Origin of the sequence: Neisseria sp. 20925_1_37 (genome assembly GCF_041433255.1) — a bacterium.
Lineage (GTDB): Bacteria > Pseudomonadota > Gammaproteobacteria > Burkholderiales > Neisseriaceae > Neisseria > Neisseria flavescens_D.
The window spans coordinates 77,819-100,646 of record NZ_JAPWBC010000008.1 but is presented as its reverse complement, the minus strand read 5'-3'; the positions used below and the strand labels follow the sequence as shown (position 1 = coordinate 100,646).

General features: G+C 45.5%; 21 protein-coding genes and 1 pseudogene. 17 read left to right on the top strand and 5 right to left on the bottom strand.

What is annotated here, in order from left to right; genetic code table 11:
- The first annotated feature begins 26 nt into the window (after positions 1-26).
- The 7 genes from O3661_RS07900 (at position 27) to O3661_RS07870 (ending at position 6,235) form a co-directional block, all read left to right on the top strand.
- Positions 27-416 carry a TrbC/VirB2 family protein gene (locus tag O3661_RS07900; RefSeq protein ID WP_371492963.1) on the top strand — a complete coding sequence of 130 codons (390 nt, stop codon included), beginning with the start codon at positions 27-29 and terminating at the stop codon, positions 414-416.
- An 8-nt stretch (positions 417-424) separates the two neighbouring features.
- On the top strand, positions 425-730 hold the full coding sequence (locus tag O3661_RS07895) for a type IV secretion system protein VirB3 (RefSeq protein WP_036490852.1): 306 nt from the start codon (positions 425-427) through the stop codon (positions 728-730).
- Positions 731-793: 63 nt separating this feature from the next.
- Positions 794-3,244, top strand: a complete 2,451-nt coding sequence (locus O3661_RS07890; RefSeq protein WP_371492962.1) for a VirB4 family type IV secretion/conjugal transfer ATPase — start codon at positions 794-796, stop codon at positions 3,242-3,244.
- Positions 3,245-3,361: 117 nt separating this feature from the next.
- Positions 3,362-4,126, top strand: a complete 765-nt coding sequence (locus O3661_RS07885) for a hypothetical protein (RefSeq protein WP_371492960.1) — start codon at positions 3,362-3,364, stop codon at positions 4,124-4,126.
- Positions 4,127-4,247: 121 nt separating this feature from the next.
- Complete coding sequence (locus O3661_RS07880; protein WP_371492959.1) at positions 4,248-5,282, top strand: type IV secretion system protein; 1,035 nt, start codon at positions 4,248-4,250, stop codon at positions 5,280-5,282.
- Between the two features lie 74 nt (positions 5,283-5,356).
- A complete protein-coding gene (locus tag O3661_RS07875; RefSeq protein ID WP_371492957.1) occupies positions 5,357-5,866 on the top strand; it encodes a DUF4189 domain-containing protein in 510 nt (169 codons plus the stop codon).
- Between the two features lie 66 nt (positions 5,867-5,932).
- A complete protein-coding gene (locus O3661_RS07870) occupies positions 5,933-6,235 on the top strand; it encodes a TrbM/KikA/MpfK family conjugal transfer protein (RefSeq protein ID WP_371492956.1) in 303 nt (100 codons plus the stop codon).
- A gap of 302 nt (positions 6,236-6,537) precedes the next feature.
- On the opposite strand, the pseudogene ygiD reads toward O3661_RS07870, so the two are convergent.
- Positions 6,538-7,323 (bottom strand): annotated as a pseudogene (gene ygiD, locus O3661_RS07865) (4,5-DOPA dioxygenase extradiol).
- Between the two features lie 238 nt (positions 7,324-7,561).
- On the opposite strand from ygiD, the gene O3661_RS07860 reads away from it, so the two are divergent.
- The 4 genes from O3661_RS07860 (at position 7,562) to O3661_RS07845 (ending at position 10,092) form a co-directional block, all read left to right on the top strand.
- Positions 7,562-8,080, top strand: coding sequence for a GbsR/MarR family transcriptional regulator (locus O3661_RS07860; RefSeq protein WP_063068990.1), 519 nt, complete (start codon positions 7,562-7,564; stop codon positions 8,078-8,080).
- Between the two features lie 262 nt (positions 8,081-8,342).
- Positions 8,343-8,732: a DoxX-like family protein gene (locus O3661_RS07855; RefSeq protein ID WP_371492954.1), complete on the top strand. Its 390-nt coding sequence runs from the start codon at positions 8,343-8,345 to the stop codon at positions 8,730-8,732.
- On the top strand, positions 8,729-9,211 hold the full coding sequence (locus O3661_RS07850; RefSeq protein WP_314594995.1) for a DUF2269 domain-containing protein: 483 nt from the start codon (positions 8,729-8,731) through the stop codon (positions 9,209-9,211). Before O3661_RS07855 ends, O3661_RS07850 begins: the two co-directional genes overlap by 4 nt.
- Positions 9,212-9,252: 41 nt before the next feature.
- On the top strand, positions 9,253-10,092 hold the full coding sequence (locus O3661_RS07845; RefSeq protein ID WP_371492952.1) for an NAD-dependent epimerase/dehydratase family protein: 840 nt from the start codon (positions 9,253-9,255) through the stop codon (positions 10,090-10,092).
- Positions 10,093-10,216: 124 nt separating this feature from the next.
- On the opposite strand, the gene mobA is transcribed toward O3661_RS07845, so the two are convergent.
- Complete coding sequence (gene mobA / locus O3661_RS07840) at positions 10,217-10,798, bottom strand: molybdenum cofactor guanylyltransferase MobA (RefSeq protein ID WP_371492951.1); 582 nt, start codon at positions 10,796-10,798, stop codon at positions 10,217-10,219.
- Positions 10,799-11,058: 260 nt separating this feature from the next.
- Between mobA and O3661_RS07835 the strand changes: the two genes are divergently transcribed.
- From O3661_RS07835 to trmB, 3 genes are all read left to right on the top strand, one after another.
- A complete protein-coding gene (locus O3661_RS07835) occupies positions 11,059-12,819 on the top strand; it encodes a histidine kinase (protein WP_371492950.1) in 1,761 nt (586 codons plus the stop codon).
- Entirely contained in the window at positions 12,816-13,472 is a 657-nt protein-coding gene (locus tag O3661_RS07830; protein ID WP_371492948.1) for a response regulator, read from the top strand. The genes O3661_RS07835 and O3661_RS07830 overlap by 4 nt, the downstream gene beginning before the upstream one ends.
- Positions 13,473-13,609: 137 nt before the next feature.
- A complete protein-coding gene (trmB, locus tag O3661_RS07825) occupies positions 13,610-14,326 on the top strand; it encodes a tRNA (guanosine(46)-N7)-methyltransferase TrmB (RefSeq protein WP_371492947.1) in 717 nt (238 codons plus the stop codon).
- Between the two features lie 59 nt (positions 14,327-14,385).
- On the opposite strand, the gene ilvA is transcribed toward trmB, so the two are convergent.
- Entirely contained in the window at positions 14,386-15,909 is a 1,524-nt protein-coding gene (gene ilvA, locus O3661_RS07820; protein ID WP_371492946.1) for a threonine ammonia-lyase, biosynthetic, read from the bottom strand.
- 205 nt (positions 15,910-16,114) lie between these two features.
- On the opposite strand from ilvA, the gene O3661_RS07815 reads away from it, so the two are divergent.
- Positions 16,115-17,332, top strand: coding sequence for a D-alanyl-D-alanine carboxypeptidase family protein (locus O3661_RS07815; RefSeq protein ID WP_371492945.1), 1,218 nt, complete (start codon positions 16,115-16,117; stop codon positions 17,330-17,332).
- A gap of 89 nt (positions 17,333-17,421) precedes the next feature.
- Here the strand turns inward: O3661_RS07815 and O3661_RS07810 are convergent, their stop codons facing one another.
- Together O3661_RS07810 and O3661_RS07805 are read right to left on the bottom strand one after the other, a co-directional pair.
- The gene (locus O3661_RS07810) at positions 17,422-20,052 is read right to left on the bottom strand and encodes a type 1 secretion protein (RefSeq protein WP_371492944.1); all 2,631 of its coding nucleotides are present in this window, start codon (positions 20,050-20,052) and stop codon (positions 17,422-17,424) included.
- Positions 20,053-20,235: 183 nt separating this feature from the next.
- A complete protein-coding gene (locus tag O3661_RS07805) occupies positions 20,236-21,864 on the bottom strand; it encodes an ABC-F family ATPase (RefSeq protein WP_371492943.1) in 1,629 nt (542 codons plus the stop codon).
- A 186-nt stretch (positions 21,865-22,050) separates the two neighbouring features.
- Here O3661_RS07805 and O3661_RS07800 point away from each other — a divergent pair, with 186 nt between their 5' ends.
- On the top strand, positions 22,051-22,245 hold the full coding sequence (locus tag O3661_RS07800) for a hypothetical protein (protein WP_036491242.1): 195 nt from the start codon (positions 22,051-22,053) through the stop codon (positions 22,243-22,245).
- A gap of 13 nt (positions 22,246-22,258) precedes the next feature.
- Positions 22,259-22,708: a DUF4124 domain-containing protein gene (locus O3661_RS07795; RefSeq protein WP_371492941.1), complete on the top strand. Its 450-nt coding sequence runs from the start codon at positions 22,259-22,261 to the stop codon at positions 22,706-22,708.
- Positions 22,709-22,828: the final 120 nt, after the last annotated feature.

Below are 22,828 nucleotides of genomic sequence, written 5' to 3'. Positions count from 1 at the left end.
CCTGTAATAAACATAGGAAATTTCAAATGAAAAACACTCAGATTCAAAAAAAGTCCCACTTTACCGCTGAAAACGTTGCTACAGCAGCATTTGTTGCTGCAGCATTTTTAGCACCGACTGTAGGTATGGCTGCTGATGATTTTACTTCAGCTTCTGGTGGTGCCTGTAAATTCATTAAAAACATCCATACCGTATTGAACTTAATGTCCGTTGCTGTTGTAACCATCGCCATTATTTTTGCCGGTTACCAAATTGCTTTTGCACACAAACGCATTTCTGACGTCGCTCCTATTTTAATTGGTGGCGTACTGATTGGTGCGGCCGGCCAAATCGCAAAAATGCTGGTTGGTAATGCAGACTCTTGCTCTGCCGGTACAACATCAGCAATGCTTCAAGTATTGCAATTTTTTGCCTGATTCACACCATGCAGAAAAACATCGTTTTTCGAGGATGTACGCGTCCGGCAACCTTTCTCGGCGTACCCTATATACCTTTCTTTATAGGGGCCGGTTCAGGATTATTGATGGGAATGTACTTCAATATGTTTTTTTTATTGACTATTCCCTTCATCATCCTGATTATGAGGCAGATGGCAAAGCGGGATGATATGATTTTTCGTTTTCTCGGTTTACGTCTGAAATTTAGACTTAAAGCCAGAAACCGAGAGGAGTTTCCTGACACATGGTGCTTCTCGCCTAATGAATACCGCAACAATCCTCCCAAACAATGACAACAAAACATCCGACAGACATCTTTGTCTGTCGGACGATTTCAACACAAAAAAACAAATAAAATGTTTACTCCTGACGCATCAATCAGTCAATTCGTATCCCTCTCCACCCATGTCTCCCCAACCATTGTCAAAACCACTGGTGGAGATTACCTGACAACATGGCATCTATCCGGCCTTCCTTTTGTGGGTCGAGAAGAATGGGAGCTCGAACACAAACACAACACATTTAATCGTTTACTCCAATCCTTACGCGCTCCGGACTATGTCAATGTTGCCTTCTGGGTACATGACATTCGCCGCCACCGCGGCATCGATTTGCGCCCAAAATTCCAAGAGTCTTTCAATCAAAGCCTCTCCGACCGCTATTTTTCCCAACTTTCTAAAGAAAAGCTCATGAATAACGAGCTTTACTTGACCATGATTTATCGCCCAGTTGTTGACGGCAAAAAGTTTGTTGATAAATCAGGCAATATCGATCGTCTGAAGGCCGAACAGGAACAAGCTATTGGTACACTTAACGAATTAGCAACCAACCTTGAGGCTGTTCTCAAAGACTACCATCCATACCGACTTGGCATGTACGAAGGTAAAAACGGGACTGTATTCTCTGAAACCCTCGAGCTTTTCGGTTATATCCTTAACCGCATTAATGAGTCGGTTCCTGTACTTCCTGCTCCTGTTTACAACTACTTACCCCTTAGCCGGCATCTCTTTTCTGCCAAAACTGGCGACTATATCGTCCGTACTCCTGAGGGTAAAAACCACTACGGTGCCATACTCAACCTTAAAGAATACCCTGACGGCACCTATCCCGGCGTGCTTAACGGGCTCAAATATTTGGATGTCGAATACGTTATCACTCATAGTTTCAGCCCCATGAGCCGATACGACGCCATGAAAACCCTTGAGCGTACCCGTGGAATGATGATCTCTTCCGGTGATAAATCCTTTACCCAAATTGCAGAACTCGACCATGCAATGGATCAGCTCGCATCTGGCAATTTTGTTCTTGGCGGCTACCATTTTAGCCTTGCTATCTACGCCGATAGCCAAGAGCAGCTTTCCCAAAACATTGCCGCTGCTCGAGCCGAACTTTCCAATGCAGGCTTCGTAACGACCAAAGAAGACTTGGCCGTCTGCGCCGCATATTATGCCCAGCTTCCGGGTAACTGGAACTACCGCACTCGTATTGCCAATCTCTCATCGTTAAATTTCTTGGGCCTTTGTCCTCTTCACAACTTTGCCGCTGGTAAACGTGAAGGCAATCCATGGGGGCAATGCGTTACCGTTCTTCAGACGACCAATGGCCAGCCCTACTATTTCAACTTCCATGCAACCCTCGAAGGCGAAGATTCCGAAGGAGAAAAAGCCATTGCCAACACCATGGTTATTGGTAAGTCTGGTACCGGTAAAACGGCACTTATCAACTTCCTTCTCAGCCAGGTACAAAAGTACGATCCCAAGCCTACCATCTTCTTCTTCGATAAAGACCGTGGTGCCGAAATCTTTGTCAGAGCTTGCGGCGGTGCTTATATGGCGCTGGAAAGCGGTCAGCCAACTGGCTTTAACCCCTTCCAATGCGAAAATACAGAGGCAAATGTCCAATTCCTCTGTGGCCTTATGAAGCAGTTGGGTGGCAAGGCGCACTATTCCGCTGCAGAAGACGACGACGTCCTGCGCGCCGTCCGAGCCATGCTCGATACTCCGCCGGCGCTGCGTAGTATTTCCAACTTCCAAAAATCTCTGCCCAATACAGGCGACGATTCCCTCTATGCCAATATCCGCAAATGGACTAGAGGGAACAGTCTCGGCTGGGTCTTTGATAACCCTCAGGACAAAATCGACTTCAGTGGAGCCAATATTATCGGCTTCGACTACACCGATGTGATTGAAAACCCTCAGGTACGCGATCCAGTCATCGGCTACCTTATTCATCGAATGGAAGAGCTTATCGATGGCCGTCGCTTCATCTACATCATGGACGAATTCTGGAAAATCCTTGATGGCGAAGGAGGTTTGAAAGAGTTTGCCAAAAACAAACAAAAAACCATCCGTAAGCAAAACGGTATGGGTATCTTCGCTACCCAGTCTCCGGAAGACGCCCTCAAAAGCGATATTTCTGCAGCACTGATTGAGCAGACAGCTACCATGATACTGCTGCCAAATCCGAATGCAGATAAAAAAGACTACATCGATGGACTGAAGCTGACCGACTCAGAGTTCCAAGTGATTAAAAGCCTGGACGAGCGCAGCCGCTGCTTCTTGGTCAAACAGGGTCATGCTTCCGCAGTATGCCAGCTCAACCTACGCGGATTTGACGATGAATTGGCAGTTATCTCCGCCAGTACCGACAACATCGACATCATGGACGGCATCATCAAGAAAACGGCCGAACGTCTTGGTGTTGGCATCGATGCGGTAAGACCGGAGGATTGGTTACAGACCTTCTACGATGAGCGTAAAGGTTCCGGCAAGAAGTCGGCTACTAATATGATGCGTAATGCAGATTAAACCGATTTGACTAAAAATGAGATAGGGTTATCTAAAGACAGTAACTCTTCAGGCAACCCTAAGACAGAAAATTTAAATATTTTAAAATTAACCAATTTGAAGAAAGATTGAATAGTAATGAAAACTAAAATAAAACGGATAATCGCCTCAGTTTTGGTGGGGGCGACAATGCTTACTTCCATGCCGATAGCTAATTCATATGTATTGCCTGTTATTGATGGGGCTAAAATGATGCAAGATGCAATCAACTGGGCCATGGATGCAGCGGATCGTGCAACTACCATAGCCCACTGGGTAACTCAGTTGAAAAACTGGGATACCCAGTTGAAACATTGGGTGCGTAGTCAAATGGAACAGATTCCAGAATTGAAAGCGCTACTCGATAAAAAAGAAGAAGGAGAAATCAAAAAAATGTTCCAAAAGCGTAAGGATCGCTGCAATAGAATTGCTAATCAAACATCAAGAAATTTATGTGTGAGTACAGTAACTCTTGAAGAGCAAAAATTTACGCTTCTACGAAAAATGGAAACAGAAATTAACCAAACTTTTTCGGAGATAAATGCCACTTCGATCAAAAAACAAAATTCCAATGCCCAAGGACAAAGTAATTCAGCAGCCTCTGCCGAAGCCGAAGTCATCGCAAAATTGCAGCAGTTGCAAATCAAACTGACAAATTACCAATCGGCAATAAAATCTATCGACCAAATGCTTGATCAATACAAATGGGCAAGGGTAAATTTGGCCAAAGACCAACTCTCTGGCTCAAACAGCAACAACCTGACTAAAGCATCAGCTTCTATCCTTTTAGAAAAAAAGGTAAAACAAATCCGCGAAGAGGCAAAAGAAAAAAGAGCCATCAGCACTGGCTATAAACTCCGCTAATTTTAATGTTATCTTTACCCAAACTATTTAACAGGAAAACATCATCATGATGGATCTTCTCCTTTATTCCAGTATTCGTGACTATATCTATGCACGAATAAGCTTTTTTACTGAACATGTATTGTCTAAAAACCTAACACTTGCTTTTACCATTATCGTCGCCTTATTGACTTTATGGATAATGATCCAAGGTTATCTGATTGCAACCGGTAGAAGTCAGGAAGGTCTGAAAGGCTTTGTGTACGGTCTCGGCAAGACCTACCTCATTGTAGCCGTTGCACTGGGTGTAGCGGCCGGCGGCGATTTCAGCGTACGGGTTCTGACTGATACTCTTTCAGACGGCATTTCCCAAATCATGACCGGCGACAGCGATGTCGGCAGTAAGTGTCTGACACAAGACAGTAAATCCATCATTGGCTGCCGAATAGACCAAAACCTAACGGCAACCCAAAGCATGATGGGTATACTTGACGGTATCGATACCGCCGACAGTGAATATCTCGAAGGGAAAGTGACACAGGCAAGATGGTTTGTCGGCGTCGGTACCGCAGGGCCTGCCATCGTAGCGGGTACCATGTTGATCATGTTCCGCATCGCCATGGCTCTCTTTATCGGCTTTGCGCCCATCTTTATTTTATGCCTTCTGTTCAAAAAAACAGCCCCCCTGTTTCAAAAATGGCTATACTATGGGCTGGCAACGATCTTTTCCAGCGTGATGCTTGGCGTCATGGCGGAAATCTCTATGGATCTAGTAGGCAATATCGCCATTACCGATGCCGTATCCAATATTGCTTCGGCACTGATCGGTGGAAACGTCGGCGGTATTATGCAGACAGTTACCCAGCAGTTGGGCTTGGGTCTGATGCTTTCTACCCTATTGATTACCGTACCGCCTATGGCAGGTGCCTGGTTTAACGGCATGATGGCTGGTTTCAGCGCCTACTCAGTCATTGGCAATGGAAATCGCCAAGAAGTTCCTCCGCATTTGGATGGTGGGGCAAGTCAACGGGCTAATTATAATGTTCAAAATAAAATTGACGATCTTTCCAATGATGCAAGAATAGAACCTAGTCAACGAAATATGTGGACAACCGGTGGCAGCCAACCTGGAAGCACAACCACTGATACCATAAAACAGCCTGGTCAGCCGCGTTAAAAAGATGACAAACCTTAGTATTATTGCAATAGTAGATGTGTAAAGGTTCAAATAACCAACAAATTGGACTTAAAATGAAAAAATTATTTTTTGTATTGTTAGGGCTGACAAGCTTGAATATCTATGCAGCAGATCCTACTTATGATGCAACAAGAGGTGCATTACAGAATGACCCTAGCTTGTGTCAATACGGATACAACCCTAATTGTGGTTCGGCTAGTTACCGCCAACAAAGACGACCTACGGAAATCATTAATATCAATGTCCCTTCAAAATACGGGGCTTGGGCAGCTAATCCTAAAACAGGCATATCAGGAGGGGCACTCGATATGGATTCACTTGCAGCTGCTAAAAGACAAGCGATCAGAACCTGTGAAGAAGGGGGAAGAAATAAACCGTGTAAAATTTACGCTTGGGTCCGAAATGGTTGTCTTGCCGTTGCCCAAGATCAAAATGGTACGCTTTTTTTTGGATCAACTGCTCCTGGTCTTGCTGAAAATGAAGCCTTGAAAAAATGTCAAAAGAATAAAAAAGCACAATGTAAAATTATTGCTTCAGAAGGCTGTTCGATGCCTAGATTTTAATAGACAAAGGCCGTCTGAAATTTCAGCTACTTCCCTTTCAAACTCCATTCAATAACAGAGTAAATTATGAAATTCATTTCAACAATTATTGCCTTGGTAATGGGCTTTTCTTCAGTTACCACTATGGCTGCCAATCCCCTCAATCCTCCGAAAATGGGGGGTGACGAGCGTTTGGCTTGCGAAGCGCTTATGTGCTTGGTCAATCCGGCATCTCAACCATCTGAATGTCAATCTGCTTTGAAAAAGTTCCACTCTATCAAGCATAAACATGGACACGATACGATTACCGCACGACGCAATTTCCTAAAAAAATGCCCTGCTCAGGATCGTTCTGGTTTTGATGATTTTATTGATTCAATCATCAAGTAATTTTTGCTCATTAAAGAAAAGGCCGTCTGATATTCAGACGGCCTTATATTTTAAGGGCCGTCTAGAATTCAGATAACCCTTTCTTTTACAATTTACAAAGCCTTTTCAAATCGCCCTCAAAATCCAACCACTTTTTCTATCCAAATTGTTTACATTAAAACTTACAGGCTTAATCTCATCTTTTCCGATATAGGTTGTAGCTTTTATATAGACATAAAATGCCGTCTGAAACAACTTGGTACCATCTGCAAAGTGGCTCGAACAAATAAAGAATGGTTCATTTTGTTCAGATTTTTCCCTTTTTACCCCACCAAAACTGACGTCATGCTGAGCAATCCTGCACTCAACTTATCATTGAAAAATGTAATCTTGTCTTGCGGTTCGCGTAATGCCATGATGTACAGCAACGGTAAGTAATAATCCGGCGTTGGTACAGAAAGCTCGGCCTTTTCGCCTAGCTGCTCATAATGCACCAGAGTTTCATTATCTCGTGTTGCAATTGCCTGATTGACCGTTTCACGGAACGCAAACGCCCAGTCATACCCTGCACCGATTTGATCGATATGTTCCCAGCTTATCGCCCTTAGATTATGCACAATATTGCCGCTGCCGATAATCAACACGCCTTGTTTTCGTAAGACAGATAATTTTTTCGCTAAATTGAAATGCCATTCAGCTGATTGCAAACGGTTAAGGCTAAGTTGTACTACGGGAATATCGGCATCGGGATAGAAAAATTTCAACACCGCCCATGTTCCATGATCAAAGCCACGCGTTGGGTTCAGCTCGACATTTTCCGGCTGTAATAATGACTTCACTTGCTCCGCCAACTCAGGCGAACCGGGTGCGGGATATTGCATTTGGCTGAGCTCTTCAAGAAAGCCGTAGAAATCGTAAATCATTTCAGGGTGTTTACCTGATGTCACCTGCAAACGGCTGCTGTATCAATGCGCTGAAATCATCAAAATGGCTTTTGGTTTGGCAAACTTTTGCGTAATTAGGCTGAAATTCTGATTGAACGGGTTTTCTTTATCCAATACATTCATCGGACTACCATGCCCAACAAACAATACAGGCATTTTTTTCATGTTCTGCTCCTCGTTATCTGATCCAGCAGATTGTATGGATAAATTTTTATTCAAAAAATACCGGTTTACTAACAATATCTTTTACTAATAGGAAATAATAGCTGACAAAGTTGGATGTACCATTGATGTATTTAGAAAAATGCATTAAAAGGCCGTCTGAACATTTTTACTTCATACACTAAAATTTCTTTATTTCTGTATTGACAGAAATAAAAGATAAAAATAGAATACCATCACTATGAAACTAAATCCGACCACTGAAAAATTTATCCTCCATTGGGGCGAAATGGGTACCAAATGGGGGGTCAACCGTACCGTTGCGCAAATTCATGCCCTGCTCTACATCTTAGGAAGACCGATGAACGCCGAAGAAATCACCGAAACGCTTGGCGTAGCGCGCTCCAATGTCAGTAACAGCATTAAAGAGCTGCAAAACCTGAGACTGGTACATACCGTACATATCCTGGGCGATAGGCGCGATCATTTTGAAACTTCGGATGATGTCTGGACTTTGTTCCGTACCATTGCAGAAGTGCGTATGCAGCGTGAAATCGAACCGACGCGGCAATTTTTGCAAAGCCTGATCGACAGCCCTGAATTTAGTCAGGAAAATGAAACTGCCAAGCAGCGAATCCAACAAACCCATGATTTCATTAGTACGCTGACCGTGTGGGCAAATGAAATGCTGAAGCTTTCTACTTCAACCATGGTAAAAATTTTGAAAATAGGCGCTGGAATACAAAAATTTTTCCGATGATGGCAATGGACTTGTTCTCAATAAACATAGCCAATCCTATTTAGGATACAGAAACATACTCATAGCAGCCTTGCATGGGCATATTTATCTGAAGCTTGATGTTCTTTGGTAGATTTTGAATCACTGGATATGGATTTCCCACCCAAAGAAACAATCCCGGAGCCTATTTAAAATTTTTTGCCCTATAATTTCTCTTTTAACAGAAATTATAGAAATTACAGACTAATTATATATTTAAACCAAAACAAAATAGGAAACCAGCATGTCCAACAACACTACGCTCACTCTACCCGCCTACCTGTCTTACTCGATGGGGCTGCTATGGCTCTGGAGCGGTACCCAACCTCTGTTTTTCATGCCTGAAATGTCATTGGATTTGCTGCACTCGGTCGGTATTCCCAATCCGTTGCAATGGCCTACATTAATCGCCGCTTCACTATTGGATATCGGTTTTGCTTTTTTATGCTTCAGCCGCCTTCGTTCCCATTCCTCAGTATGGCTGCTGCAATTGATAACCGTCGCGGCATACAGCCTGATTATCGCCTTCAGGTTACCCGAAATGTGGGCACATCCATTTGCACCTTTGGTAAAAAACCTGCCGATTATGGCTACTTTATTTTTCCTGTATCAATCCGTAGGAGATAAAAAATGAACACTTATTTAATTGTTAAAACCCTGCACATCATCTCGGCTACCTTAATGGTCGGCACCGGTTTTGGTACAGCGTTTTACCTCTTTTGGGCAAACCGCAGCGGTTCGGTTGCCGCGCAGTCGGTCGTCTCGCATTGGGTCATCAAAGCAGATTGGTGGTTTACCACGCCCGCCGTCATTTTCCAACCCTTATCCGGCTTATGGATGCTGTATGAACGCGGCTACACTGTTGCCACCATGCTGGAACAAAATTGGATATGGATGACGCTGGCTTTATATATCTTTTCAGGCATTTGCTGGCTGCCTGTTGTTTGGCTGCAAATCCGCATGGCAAAAATTGCAGAAAAAGCGCACAAAGAAAATGCAAACACCATTCCGGAACCCTATTGGCGTTACGCTAGACGCTGGGAATTACTCGGCTATCCTGCCTTTTGCGCCACTATCGTGATTTACTTCCTAATGGTGATGAAACCGATTTAAAGGTTTTCAGACGGCCTCAGCAACAATATAAAGAAAAACATATGAACATCATCATTTTCGGAGGCAGCGGCTTTATCGGCAGCCGTACCGTTCAAATCCTCAAAGAACAAGGTCACCAAGTTTGCACACCTGACCGCCGCGCCTTCGATTTTCTTCATCCCGACGAAACCGCCGCACGCCGTTTATTGGAAGGGCAAGACGTTCTCATCAACTGCATTGGCATCATGAGCCGTCATGCCGAAATACTTGAAACCGTGCACCACCACACGCCCAAACAGCTCGCCGCATGGGCAAAAGCAGCAGGCATAAAACGCTGGGTGCAACTATCCGCGCTGGGTGCCGATCCATCTCAATCCATCAACTTTGTTGGCAGCAAAGGACGTGGCGATGATGCCATAACCCAAAGCGGCATACCGATTGCCATAGCCAGACCATCCGTTGTTTACGGACGTGGAGGAACCAGTTGCGAGCTATTCATCAAGCTAGCCCACCTCCCTTTACTTCCCTTACCGGAAGCCGGTCGCTTTCATTTGCAGCCTGTACACCTTGCCGATGTTGCCGAAGGTTTGGCAAAACTTGCCGTCCAAACCGACACCGACCATAGCGTCATCAATATGACCAGCAGCCAAACGCTAACCTTGGCGGAATACCTGACCACCATCCGTCAAACCCTGCACCATAAACCGCCGCAACGTATTCTGCCTATTTCCCTGCAACTGATTGACCCAGCGCTGCCGTTGGCAAACATCCTCAGCAACGGCATTATTAGCCACGACAGCTTTGCCCTACTCAAGCAAGGCTCATGTGCTGACTATTCTGATTTTGCAGCTTTACTAGGCAGGGAACCATTGGCAGCAGAAAACTTTGCTGGTTGCCTATAATTCATTTAACTTTAAAATGACAAAACAAAGGCCGTCTGTTGTTCAGACGGCCTAGAGCTTTTATAAAATACTTTATTGCAAAACAATTCAGTTCATCAGAAGCTTATTGCTTCTACCTACCCAGCTACAAAGGCTGGGCCAAATCGTTTTCCGTGTTGTAGCTGATAAAATCCTGCTCATGAGGGAAATGGACAACCCGCGCGCGCTGTTGCTGTAGCCAGCCGCGGATGCTACGCATTCCTGAATAAAGGTATGGCACGGTGCTTTGCAGGATTTGCGGACGGATAAACATCACGCTGTAATGCGGTCTGGACGGGGTTTCAACGTAAAATGCATTGCACAACGGCGTGCGTTTGGCGATAGTCTCAAACTGGAAAACCAAGTTTTCCGGCAAACGTGGCATATCGCAGGATACGATAAGCAGCCAATCGGCAGTGGCAATTTGTAAATCGTTGGCGGCAGTACATAAGGCGGCTAAAGGACCGTAATGCTGCCATTGGCGTGCATCCGAGAAAACGTGCGCGCTACGTTGGGCGTAGGATTCGAGATTGCGGTTGGCACTGATGGCGATATGACTGACTTGCGGGCGGATTTTTTCGATAACGTGGTCTATCAAGGCTTTGTTGTGCCACTGCACCAACCCTTTATCGACACCTCCCATCCGGCTTCCCTGCCCGCCGGCCAATATCAGTGCAAAAATTTTCATTTTGGTAGTCCTTTGCAAAGCAGAGTGTGTAAGTGTTATTCGCGATGTTGTATTTATGGAATAAGTTTTTAAGGCTTCAGGCCGTCTGAAACCTGATTTTGTGATTTAATTCACTTAAGATGAATTTTATCATAACATGATTTTACATTAAACCCCTGTTTTTTCTTATCATAACCATACAATTATTTTAGACAGGTTGTTTATAGGCCGAAAGAATGATATTTTTATAAGATTATCGGATTAGTCTTCCTGCGTGCTTTATGCGTTTATTCTCCGGATCTTCAGACGGCCTGAGCCTGTCCTCGCGTTTAAAACTACTGACTGTGTTATGGGTCGGCTCAGCTTTTTTATCAATTGCCTTTACCCTGTTGCTTTCTTGGCGTTTGGAAAGCGCGGCTAAAACGATTGAAGATGCGGGCAGCTTGAAAATGCAGGTGTATCGCTTGGCTTATATGGCAAGCGTCCGTACGCCCAATGCTCAAATTGACAACCAAATTAAAGAATTTGAACGTACGCTGGCCAATGTAACGCAAAGCGATGCCATTCATCCGCTGATTCCGTCACAAATGCCGCTGGCTTACGATTTGATTCAATCGATGCTGTTGATTGATTGGGAATCCAACATCAAGCCTTCTTTGCAACATTACGAGCGGCCGACCCAAATCGGCCTATACCGTTTTGCCGGCAATATCGAGCTGTTTTTACAAGCGATGGAAAACGCCAACGAGCAAAATACTTTGTGGCTGCGCCGTTTTCAAATGGCGATGATGTTGATGATTTTAGTGGCTGCCGGCTTGATGATTGTTTGGCATTATTCGTGGATCATCCGGCCGCTGGAAAAATTGCGCGACGGGGTAGAAACCATCAGCGAAGGTCGTTTCGGGGTGCAAATCGATACAGACCAAATTCGTGAATTCGCCCAAGTCAGCAAGGGCTTCAACCAAATGAGCCGCCGTCTGAAAACGCTTTATACGGATTTAGAAGGACAGGTTGCCCAACAAACCCAAGACTTGGCTCGGCAAAACCGTGACTTGACCCTGCTCTACCAGACTACGCGCAACCTGCACCAAACCTTTACGCCGCAACAGGCCGCAGAAGAATTTTTGGCTCAGATTCTGCCGGCGTTTTCCGCTTTGGGCGGTACGGTATATCTTTCCGATGAAGAACGCAAACGCTCTGACTTGGCGGCAAGTGTCGGTGAAACCGAAGAGGGAAATCATGTAGAATTCCCAATCGTTTACCAAGACGAACAGCTCGGTGTATTGGCCCTGTATTTTTCAGACGGCCATATGCCCAATGAGCAAGACGAAAAATTATTGCAGACTTTAAGCGGGCAGCTGGGGATTTCCATCGCCAACAACCGCATGGAACAAGAACGCCGCCTGCTTGCCGTCTTGCAGGAGCGCAACTTGATTGCACAAGGTTTGCATGACAGCATTGCACAAGCCCTGACCTTTTTGAATTTGCAGGTGCAAATGTTGGAAAGCGCGTTTGCTTCAAACCAACGCGAGCAGGCTGAAGAAAACATCAGCTTCATTAAAGACGGCGTGCAGGAATGCTATGAAGACGTCCGCGAGCTTCTGATGAATTTCCGCACCAAAATCAGTAATAAAGATTTCCCTGAAGCGGTAGAATCGCTGCTGGCGCGTTTTGAACGACAAACCGGTATTCCAGTTGATTTAAAATGGCAGGACGATGGGCAGGCTTTGAATTATGATGAGCATTTGCAGATCATCTTCATCTTGCAGGAAAGCCTGTCCAATATCCGGAAGCACGCGCGTGCGCAACATGTCAGCGTCGAAATTGCCAACCACGGCGATTTTGTCATGACGATTCGGGACGACGGCGCAGGCTTTAATAAAGAACACCTATCAAACCGGCCTTCAGGCGAACATGTCGGCTTGGGCATTATGCAGGAACGGGCCCAACGGATTAACGCAGAATTGGCCATTACATCGCAGATTGGGCAAGGTACGGCGGTTATGCTGACTTTGCCGCAACAAATGAGAACAGCATCATGACGATTAAAATTACCCTTATTGACGACCACACCCTATTTCGCAGCGGCATCAAAGCCCTACTCTCCCGCCAGCCTGATTTTGAAGTCGTCGGCGAAGCTTCAGACGGCCTGGCCGGCGTAAAAATGGTCGAACAGCTCAAGCCTGACGTAGTTTTGCTGGACTTGGATATGCCGGTTATGAACGGCCGCGAAGCACTGGCTCAAATTCTGAGCATCAATCCGCAACTGACCGTCATCATGCTGACTGTTTCCGAAGACAGTGACGACTTGACCGAATGTATGCGTGTGGGGGCAAAAGGCTTTTTGCTGAAAAACATCAACGCCGACTTCCTCTTGGAAAGCATCCGCAAAGCCGTCGACGGAGACAATGTATTCTCCCCTGAAATGACCAGCCGCTTGGTGCAATCGCTGATTTCCCCTTCTCCTTCACGCTCCGACCACCTGCTGGCGCAGCTGACCCCGCGCGAAATGGAAATCTTGGGCTACCTTGCCGCAGGACACAGCAATAAAATCATTGCACGCCATTTAAACTTGGCTGAGTCAACCGTCAAAGTGCATGTGCAGAACCTGTTGCGCAAGCTGAATCTAAGCAGCCGCGTTCAAGCTGCGGTTTATGCGGTGCAACACAAAGTACCGCAACCGGAATTGTCTTAAAAAGGCCGTCTGAAACCTCCTTTTTAAAAGGTTTCGGGAAGAGCGTTTATTCGCTATAATCACGCCGATTTGTAAGCAGGGTTGTCTGATTTTTTCAGACGGCCTTTTTATTTGATTTTTCAATGATTTTAAACGATATGTCTGAAAACATTCCAGAAAATACGCCCGAAAATACCGTTCCTGAAGAACACAAACGCAGCATCCGCAGTTTCGTCTTACGCCAAGGCCATATGACCGCGGCCCAACAGCGCGCCATCGATACCATGTGGCCGCAATTCGGTGTGGACTTCCAAGAAGCCCCTTTAGATTTGAACCGCACTTTTGGACGGGACAACCCTAAAGTTTTGGAAATCGGTTTCGGTATGGGCGTCGCAACGGTGGAAATTGCCAAACGTCTGCCCGATACCGACTTTTTAGCGATTGATGTTCACGGCCCGGGCGTCGGTAATATCTTGAAGCTGATCGAGGAAGAACACATTTCCAATATCCGCGTGATGCGTCATGATGCGGTGGAAGTGGTGGAAAAAATGCTGGAAGACGATTCTTTAGACGGTATTCATATTTTCTTCCCCGACCCTTGGCACAAAAAACGCCACAACAAACGCCGCTTGGTACAAGTGCCGTTTGTTGAAAAGCTGCTGCCCAAAATCAAAAGCGGCGGCTATGTCCACATGGCGACCGATTGGGAAGAATACGCCGTGCAAATGCTGGAAGTTTTGAGCAGTTTCGACTCTTTGCAAAACACGGCTACCGATTACGCCCCTACGCCTGATTATCGTCCTGAAACCAAGTTTGAAACCCGAGGCAAGCGATTGGGTCATGGCGTTTGGGACTTGGTGTTCCGTAAAAAATAAAGCAAAATATAAAACAAAAGGCCGTCTGAAAAATTTCAGACGGCCTTTTATCTTACTGATTAAGCCAAGAAAAGTTTATAGGCCGGATTGTCGGTTTCCTCTTTATAGACATAACCCAAGCTATCCAAGAAGTCGGCAAAAGCCTCATTGTCGCTTTCCGGCACATCGATACCGACCAAAATACGGCCATAGTCTGCGCCATGGTTGCGGTAATGGAACAAGGTAATATTCCATTCGGCACGCATATGGTTCAAGAAACGGGACAACGCACCCGGGCGCTCAGGAAATTCAAAGCTGACCAAACGTTCGTTGGCTACTTTTTCCGTACGGCCGCCAACCATGTAACGGATATGGATTTTGGCGATTTCATCATTGGTCAAATCGACATTGGGCAAGCCTGCTTCAGTCAGTTGTGCGCTGATGACGGCCAAGTCTTGCGCACCGGCAGTTTGCAAGCCGACAAAGATATGAGCATTGTTGTCGTTGCCGTAGCGATAGTTGAACTCAGTAATGTTCCGGCTTCCCAGCAAATTGATAAACTTCAGGAAGCTGCCCTTTTCTTCGGGAATGGTAACGGCGAAAATACCTTCGTTGCCCTCGCCCAGCTCACTGCGCTCCGAAACGTGGCGTAAGCGGTGGAAGTTCATATTGGCGCCACTGGTGACGGCAACCAAGTTTTGACCTTGAATATTGTTTTTCGCAACGTAAGCCTTTAGGCCGGCAAGTGCCAATGCGCCCGCAGGCTCGGTAATGCTGCGCGTATCGTCAAAAATATCTTTAATTGCGCCGCACAACATATCCGTATTGACCGTAATAATCTCGTCCAGCAGCTCTTTACACAGGCGGAAGGTTTCATCACCGACAACCTTGACCGCCGTGCCGTCTGAAAACAGGCCGACATCTTTCAAATGTACGATTTCCCCAGCCTCAACCGATTGCTTCATACAGCAAGAATCATCGGTTTGCACGCCAATCACTTTAATTTCAGGACAAACTTGTTTGATAAACGCCGCTACGCCTGCTGCCAAACCGCCGCCGCCAATCGGAACGAAAATCGCATTGATATTGCGGTGTTGACGGAGAATTTCCATGCCGATGGTTCCCTGACCGGCAATTACGTCAGGATCATCAAACGGCGCGATATAAGTCAGTTTTTCCTTTTCTGCCAACTCCATCGCATAATCATAGGCGTCGTTATAAGACACGCCTTTCAATACCACTTCGCCACCTCGGCTCTTGACCGCATCGATTTTGATTTTAGGCGTTGTTTCCGGCATCACAATGACGGCGCGGCAACCCAAATATTGCGCCGATAAAGCCACACCCTGCGCATGGTTGCCCGCGCTGGCTGCAATCACGCCGCAATCTAAGGCTTCTTTCGGCAGCTTCGCCATTTTGTTGTACGCGCCGCGTATTTTGAACGAAAACACCGGCTGCAAATCTTCACGTTTGAGCAAAACCTGATTGTTCAGACGGCCTGACAAACTGCGTGCCAAATCCAAAGGCGTTTCTACGGCTACATCATAAACGGAAGCGGTCAAAATACGGGTTAGATAATCAGAAAGAGGAAGGGAATGGTTCATGGTATTTTTAGTGTTCGGAAATAAATTGCAATTCGGTCAAATCGACCAGAGGAAAAAGTTAAAACCATACCCCTGAGGCCGTCTGAAGGCAAGAAAAATCTTAGCAAAGCCTAAATGAGACGGTATAATGTCCGCTTAATATCTATTTAGTATGCCAAACTGTTTGCCTCATAACAGTGTCCACTCATATTCAAATTTACAAACAATGATGAAAAAAACGCTACTTAGCTTAATTTTTGCTGCCCTCTTGAATACTCCTACCCTCGCTGCCAACCCAGTTGCATCCGCACCTGCCGTACAAGGCGAGGCTCAAACGCAGCCGCTGCTGCACAGCATCAACAGCCCGACAACGCCGCCGGAAATTGCGGCGACTGCCTATATCGTTACCGACCTGCACAGCAAGCAAACCTTGGCATCCAACAATGCCGACACGCCTATCGAGCCTGCCGCGTTAACGCAAATGATGACCGCCTACCTTGCCTTTAAAGCACTGGAAAACGGTACACTTGAAGCAAGCCAAATGCTGACCGTTTCCAATGCTGCATGGAAAGTCGAAGGTTCGCGCATGTTCCTCGATCCCAAAGTTCCTGTCAGCGTCAGCTCCTTGATTAAGGGTACAACCATCCAATCGGCCAACGATGCCGCCATTACCCTTGCCGAAGCCATTGGCAACGGCTCTATCGACGAATTCGTCAAACAAATGAATGAAGAAGCCAAACGCTTGGGCATGAAGCACACCCACTTCAACAATCCGACCGGTATTTCTTCTAACGGCCATGTTTCAACCGTTGGCGACCTTGCCATCTTGGCAGCCGCGCTCATTAATGACTATCCGAAATATTATCCTTTGTTTGCAAACAAATCTTTCAAATACAATAACATTGAGCAGCCCAACCGCAATCTCCTGCTCTATCGCGACAGCAGTATCGATGGTTTGAAAACCGGCTATAGCGAAGGCGCAGGCTACCATCTTGCCGCTTCCAGCAAACGCAACAACCGCCGTATTGTTTCCATTCTTGCCGGTGCCGAATCCACCGAAGCGCGCGCCAGCGAAAGCAGCAAACTGCTCAACTGGTCATTGCAGGCATTTGATACGCCTAAACTGTACAACGGCGGAGAAGTGATTTCCCAAGTCAAAGTTTACAAAGGCAGCACCAAAGCCGTAGATATCGGTTTCTTGGACGATGTTTACATTACCATTCCCCACGATACCGGCAAAAACGTCAAACCTATCTTAGAAACGCTTCAGCCCGTCCTCGCCCCAATTGAAAAAGGCCAAGTATTGGGCAAACTGAAAGTTATGAAAGACGGCAAAATCATTGCCGAAAAAGACGTCGTCGCCCTGACCGGCGTGGAAGAAGGCAGCTGGTTGCGCCGTATGTGGGACGCGATTGTGTTGTGGTTTAAAGGTTTATTCAGTTAATCCTCTTTCTATCAAAACATAAATAAAGGCCGTCTGAAACCTATTTTCTAGATTTCAGACGGCCTTTATTCAGCCTAAAAGACAGCTAATTAGATAATTCCAGCATTGGCGGTAGATGCTGTGTCATCATGAACATCAGCCGTATCGACAGACGAGTAGCTCATGCGCTCAGTATGTGTATTGACGTCTGACAAATTATTGATATTGCCGTTGCCTGACAATCTCCCCATCAACTCTTGCAGGCTCAATGTACCTTCATCGAAACGGAAGGTATCAATCACAGCATCAGTTTTACCAGAAACGAATTGGTCATTGATGGTAATACTGTCCCCTTCTGATCTCTTAATGGTAATTTTCCAATCGGTATTGCCTCGAACATCAGTGATGGCATCAATATGTAGGTCATTAACAGAGATATTTTGGCCGAATTGCAACGCATTATGTTCGCCCACATTATCGACAATCGTATCCTTACCTTCTTCAAGACTGAAAACATAAGTATCGGCACCCTTGCCGCCTACCAAGTAATCGGTTCCTTGTCCGCCAAACAAAACGTCGTCGCCATCACCACCATTCAAATAGTCATCGCCACTTTCTCCCCATAGGGTATCATTACCATTTCCCCCATAGACAGAGTCATTACCCATACCGCCATTGAGACGATCGTCTCCATCATAACCGGAAATGATGTCATTACCTGAATCGCCGTTAATCATATCATGGCCCAAACCGCCTCTGATACGGTCATTACCATCGCCGCCACTGATAGAATTGTTGCCATTTCCTGTAATAGTAATGATGTCATCACCTCCCCAGGCATAGATAGTGTCATTACCATTTTTACCATCAATTCTGTCAATACCACTCGTACCATCGATATGATCATCCGCTTGTGTACCTTTAATATTAGTTACAGTTACAGTTTCATATCCAGGAGTATTACCATGAATATATGATTTATCAATGACATAGCGTTTTTCTTCATAAACAGATGTTGTAACATGGTCTGCATCACTCGCTACTGTATTATTTCTACTAACTGCATCATTTGCATTAATAAAAACTGTAGTATCATTTATTGATGTATTAAGATCATCAGGTATGGTATTACGAATTGTTGTAATGTCTCGTTTCGATAAATTATCAATAATCGTATTTCCTTCAATTCTAATATTATTTAGTTCTCCTCTTAGTGGCATATTATGAATCTTATCTTCATAGTCTCGGCCCTCTTCTAAATCAATAGAACCTTTAATGCGACCATAAGCATCGGTATTAGTACCATTACTAACAAATAAATTATTATGAATGTTAATGCCTGGATCGTTAAGATCAAAATTATGGCCACTAAATACAGTATTAACTCGTACGCCACTCCAATTAGCATTATCTTTGATAAGGTTATTGGCTACTTCATGACCTTTACCGCCAAAGATACCAATACCTGCTGCACGCCAGCCTAATTCAACGGTATTATTCAAAAAGCGGTTATTTTCAGCAACATGGGCATTGGTATTCTCATGATGGCTTGACCATGTCGCTAAGTTATCATCACCATTGCCACGGATATTGGAATTGATAACGGTGGAATTGCTGGTACCTTGGGCAAAGTTAACACCATCTGCCAAGTTATTGCGAATAGTGGCATTAGAAATAGTCAAACCATCAGTGTAATTTAAAGGTTTGTTTTGAGAATAATCTCCAATCCATACGCCAGCTTCAAAATGTTCGATTTTGATATCGTGAATAGAAGAGCCAGTACCTAAAGTGCCGGATATACCTTTGTAATTGGCTTTCTCAGCATATCTTGAGTTTAGATTTGAATCCATAGAGAGATTACCAAAATCTATATTGTTACTACCAGATACGAAATCAATACCGCCACCACCTTTGACATAATTACCCTTTTTATCATATTCAGCAGCTTCTGTATTCAAAAAATGTAACTTGGTGTGCCATTGCCCTGCACCGGTAATCTTAATACCATCAGGAACATAAAGAGAAATTGGGCGTGAAAAATCAAATTGGCCTTCGGGGATATAAACAGTCTTATGTTCTGTATTTTTTGCAGCTTCTACCGCTTTCATAAACGCCTGGTAATCATCCGAGCCGTCATTGGCAATTGCACCAAAATTGACATCAGTAATGTTGATACTGTTTTCAGGCTGTCTAATGGCGTCCGGTGCCTTTTCCAAATCAATCAAGTCAATGCCTACAGGCGTGCTGTCGAGATTAGTGATGGTAACTGTATCTCCTTTATTGATATGGGCATCTTTAAATAATTGGCTGACTTCGTCAAATTGGAAGCGGGCAAGCCTATCTGCCGCAGGCGTATCATGAACTTTAATATCGTCATTCGGATGATATGTATAGTTATCCAAATATTGCCAGTTAGATTTGGAAGACAAATCCAAAGTACCGATCACTGTATTATTGACTTTGACTTCAACTTTACCGCTTTCACCGTCAGGAACGGTATAACGGATGGTTACGGCATTGGCTTCTGCTTGTGCAACAAATGAAACTGAAGCATTGGTCGGCAAATCGACATATGCCTGACCGCTTGCTTCACGGGCAGTTGCGCGATCTGCTTCTTTAGAAGAAGACTGGTTCTCAACGATACCGTTCTTCAACTTGCCTTGTTCTGTCTCATAAGTCGTATAGCCAAGTTTGGCACCATATTGAGAGGCATCGGGCACTGCTGTTTTAATGTTTACCATTTAATATATTCCTTCAAAAATGTCGTAATATTGAATTATTCTTTTGCAAAAAGCTTTTATTAGTCATAATTTTGGCATAAAAGTTCAATATACCATTGTTTAATTTTGAAAAGAAAATGCCGTCTGAAAATATAGAAATTTTCAGACGGCATCTCAATGCCTTATTAGATCGTTAGTAAAGATTTAAGCCAAACCTTTTTTCTCCAGATAGCTTTCGTAATCGCCCAAGTAGTGTTCATATCCGCCTTTGCCATCCAATTCGATGATTTGGGTAGCCAATGAAGATACAAACTGACGGTCATGCGATACGAAAATCAGCGTGCCGTTGTATTTTTCCAGCGCCATGTTCAAAGATTCGATGCTTTCCATGTCCATGTGGTTGGTCGGTTCGTCCATGACCAAAACATTGGGTTTCAACAGCAACAGTTTGCCGTAAAGCATACGGCCTTTCTCACCACCGGAGAGAACCTTAACTTTTTTCACAACATCGTTGCTGCCGAAGAGCAAGCGGCCCAAAGTGCCGCGGATGACTTGCTCGTCATCACCTTCCTGACCCCATTGACGCATCCATTCGCTCAGATCCATATCGACGTCGAAGTCGTTTTCATGGTCTTGCGGGTAGTAGCCGACACTGGCTTTTTCCGCCCATTTGATGGTGCCTGCGTCGGGGGCGATGCCTTCGGCGTATTCAGGGTTGAACGCGCCGGCGAGGAGTTTCAGCAGGGTGGATTTACCCGCACCGTTGGGGCCAATGATGGCAAGGCGTTGTCCTGCTTCAAGGATGAAGTTCAGGTTTTTAAATAATTGGGTTTCAAAACGTTTGGCCAGTTTTTCAACTTCCACAGCCTGACGGTGCAATTTGGCTTTTTCGTCGGCTTCAAAACGGATATATGGGTTTTGACGGGTAGAAGGTTTGACTTCGACCATCTCCGATTTGATTTTGTCTGCCTGTTTCAGACGGCTGGTTGCCTGACGGGCTTTGGATTTGTTGGCAGAGAAGCGTGCGACAAACTCTTGCAGCTCTTGCAGTTTCTCTTTGGCTTTGGCATTGTCTTTCAGGGCGCGTTCACGCGATTGGGCGGAAGCGAGCATATAGTCGTCGTAGTTGCCCGGATAGATGGTGATGGTGTTGTAGTCCAAATCCGCCATGTGGGTGCAGACTTCGTTCAAGAAGTGACGGTCGTGCGAAATAATAATCATGGTGGAATCGTATTGGTTCAACACGCCTTCCAACCAGCGGATGGTATTAATGTCCAAGTTATTGGTCGGTTCGTCCAAGAGCAATACATCTGGTTTGGAGAACAGGGCTTGCGCCAGCAATACGCGCAGTTTGAAACCCGGGGCAACTTCTGCCATGGTCGTATTGTGCAAATCTTCGGAAATACCCACGCCGCTCAACAATTCGGCAGCGCGCGCTTCTGCGGTGTAGCCGTCGTATTCGGCGAACTTGGCTTCCAGTTCGGCGGCTTTCATGTAGTCGTCTTCGGTGGCTTCGGGGTTGGCGTAAATCGCGTCGCGTTCGGTCATTGCCGCCCACATTTCGGTGTGCCCCATCATCACCACGTCCAGTACGCGCATGTCTTCGTAGGCAAACTGGTCTTGGCGCAATTTACCCAAACGCACGCCGTTTTCAATCGCCACTTCGCCAGCAGTCTGTTCCAAATCGCCGCCGAGGATTTTCATGAAAGTGGACTTGCCCGAACCGTTGGCGCCGATCAAGCCGTAACGGTTGCCTTCGCCGAATTTGACGGATACGTTTTCAAACAGCGGCTTTGCGCCGAACTGCATGGTGATGCCGTTGGTAGAAATCATTATTCGTAAAACCTTTATAAATAGAATGTTATAATCGGACGCGATTGTAGCATATTTTTGCAAAGACCTCAGGATTGAGGCCATGGCGAATGTGCCCAATTTCGATGTTAAGATGAAAACAGGCAGCGCTTCACACAAAAATGCGTTGTAGTCAGCATTTCAGGCCGTCTGAAACGGAGAAACGATATGGAAACGCACAAAATCTATTACGCCGTGATTATTTTGGTATGTGCCGCTTCCATGCTGCTCAGCCCGTTTTTCTATATCCGCCGCACGCGATCTGGCGCCGAATTGCGGCGCGCGCCCAGACAGTGGAAACCCATCCTCTTCGCCAACATCATCATGATTGCGGCTTTGTTTGTTTGGTGGAAATGGTTTTAAGGAAAAATAAAAAATGAACAAACTCTGGATCAGCACATTACTGCTCGCTTTGACAACTGCGATTTCCGCCGCGCCCATTTTTGAATGTACCGATTCTGCAGGTCGTAAAGTCTATACCCAAGCCGGCGGCAAAAACTGCAAAGCCAGCAATATCGGCAAACCGTCCGTATATACTTCTGCGCCTGTTTCAACACCGGCAACGCCGACTTCCCCAAGCAAAGCCGAGCAGGCGGAAGAAGCTGTCACCCCGGTCAATCCAGTTGACGTCGGCGCAGCCAAGCGTGCTTTGGATACCGCCAAGAAAAATTTGGAAGAAGGCAAAAAAGTGCGTTATGGCAATGAGCGTAACTATACCCGCTATCTCGAACGGATCAAGGGTTTGGAAAAAGCCGTCCGCTCGGCTCAGGAAAACTATGACGCGGAGCAACGCCAGCCTGCATATCAAGATCCTGTTGCCTATTGATCCTTACCACTCCAGCAAGGCCGTCTGAAATTTGGTTTTCAGACGGCCTTTTCATGTCTTCAATATAACAAAATCGTCTTTATACCAAACAAAGCATTCTTTCCAGTTTTCAGACGGCCT